The sequence below is a fragment of the Streptomyces palmae genome (genome assembly GCF_004684805.1).
Lineage (GTDB): Bacteria > Actinomycetota > Actinomycetes > Streptomycetales > Streptomycetaceae > Streptomyces > Streptomyces palmae.
This window is the reverse complement of record NZ_SRID01000618.1, coordinates 1-2,051: the sequence shown is the minus strand read 5'-3', so window position 1 is coordinate 2,051 and position 2,051 is coordinate 1. Positions and strand designations below refer to the sequence as shown.

Annotated in this window: 1 protein-coding gene; it reads right to left on the bottom strand. The window is 75.3% G+C overall.

From position 1 onward, the window contains the following. Positions 1 to 430: 430 nt before the first annotated feature. Positions 431 to 1,930: a SulP family inorganic anion transporter gene (locus E4099_RS31550; RefSeq protein ID WP_135342517.1), complete on the bottom strand. Its 1,500-nt coding sequence runs from the start codon at positions 1,928 to 1,930 to the stop codon at positions 431 to 433. Positions 1,931 to 2,051: the final 121 nt, after the last annotated feature.

Below are 2,051 nucleotides of genomic sequence, written 5' to 3'. Positions count from 1 at the left end.
GATCCAGGGGGCGGCGGGGTTCGGGGCGACCTGCCAGTCGACCTGCTCCGCGTAGACCGCGGCGATGTGCTCGGGATCGCGCGAGGCGGTCCGGGCCAGGAAGTCCTGGACGACCGCCCGGGTCTGCTCGGTGACCGTCTCGTTGCCGCTGATCGCACTGCTGCCCATGATCGCTCTCCCGTCCCCGGTGGTCCGTCGCGCGTCGCCCGCGCCCCGCACATCTCGTGTGTCCCGCGCGTCTCGCGTGTCGGGACAGAGCCTGCCGGGCCCGGCCATCCGGGTCGATTACCCGCCGGGTAATGCCCGCCCGGGGGAGACCGGCACCGGGTCGCCCCGGCGCCGGCCAGCCCCGGCCGGCCTCCCGCGGAACACCGGCCGGGGCGAGCGCACCCAGCCCGGGCCGGCAGCCGCCGACCGCCAGGTCACCAGGTCATCCGTCGCCGACCGCCAGGTCACCGGCGGCCCGGCGCGCGGCGTCCCGGCGTTCGGCCCAGCCCGACAGGGCCATGCCGCAGGCATGATCCATGTGCCGCAGGCCGTGCAGGTCGAGCCGTACCTCGCGGTCGCGGGGGAGGGCTTCCAGCTCGTCGAGGAGTTTGGGCAGCCGCAGGAACGTCGCGTTGCCCAGCACCCGCACCCGTACCGGCCCCTCCGCTTCCTCCAGGCCGGCGATGTCCAGGTGGACGTGCGAGGTCTCCCAGGCGGACTTGGCCACCGCCATCAGCAGCCCGACCAGCACCCCCTCGAACATGTTGGTGAGCACGATCGCCGCCGCGGTCACCACCAGCACCACCGCCTCACCCCGGTGCTCCCGCCACAGCGGGGCCAGCTCACGCACCGGGAGCAGCTTCCAGCCGGCGTGCACCAGCACCCCGGCCAGCGCACAGATCGGGATCACCCCCAGCGCGGCCGGGAACAGCACCGCGAAGACCAGCAGCCACACCCCGTGCAGCACCCGCGAGGCCTTGGTCCTGGCGCCCGCCCGGACGTTGGCCGAGCTGCGCACGATCACCGCGGTCATCGGGAGCGCCCCGAGCGCCCCGCACACCGCGTTGCCCGCGCCCTGGGCGATCAGCTCCTTGTCGTAGTCGGTGCGCGGCCCGTGGTGCAGCCGGTCCACCGCCGCCGCGCTGAACAGGCTCTCCGCCGAGGCGATCAGCGTGAAGGCCAGCACCGTGCCCAGCACCCCGAACTCCGCGAGCTTCCCGACCTCGTCACCGCCCGGCGGCTGCACCGCGTCCAGCAGCCCCTGCACCTCCACTCGCGCGACGGGCAGGTCCAGCACCGCCACCGCCAGGGTGGCCAGCGCCACCGCGGCCAGCGGGGCGGGCAGCGCCCTCGCCCCCCGGCGCCAGGTGGGCCACAGGACGAGCACCACCATGGTGCCCGCGCCCACCGCCGCGGCCTGGAGCGCGGTGCCGGACCGGGCCGTGTCCAGCACCAGATCGGGCAGGTGGGCGAGCTTCGCCGGGCCGCTGCCCGGGGCCGGGGTGTCGGCGAGCGCGTAGAGCTGGCCGGCGATCAGGACCAACCCGATCCCGGCCAGCATGCCCTGCACCACGGCCACCGAGATGGCCCGGAACCAGCGGCCCAGCCGCAGTAAACCCATGGCCAGCTGGAGCACCCCGGCGGCCAGCACCAGGACGCCGAGCACGGACAGCCCGTACTCGTCCACCGCCTCGTGGACCAGCACGGTCAGCCCGGCGGCCGGGCCGCTGACCTGGAGGCTGCTGCCCGGCAGCGCCCCGGCGACCAGGCCGCCGACGATTCCGGTGATCAGGCCCAGTTCGGCGGGTACGCCGGAGGCCACGGCGACGCCCACGCACAGCGGCACGGCGACGAGGAACACGACGATCGAGGCGGTGACATCGGCCCGGAGTGTGCCGGTGCCGCCCGCGGGTCGGACACGGTCGAGAAGGGTTCTGTTCATGAGGGTGCCTCCAGCGCGCCCGAGGCCGGCCCGGGGGCGCGGCGGGGCGCGTCGCTTGGTGAGCAGGGGTCGGGCCGCCGTCGCACACCGGACGGGTGGAGCGGCGGGTACGGGAGATGGG

Coding starts and splice junctions, on each gene's coding strand:
- E4099_RS31550 (WP_135342517.1), bottom strand. CDS start 1,930: ATGAACAGAACCCTTCTCGACCGTGTCCGACCCGCGGGCGGCACCGGC.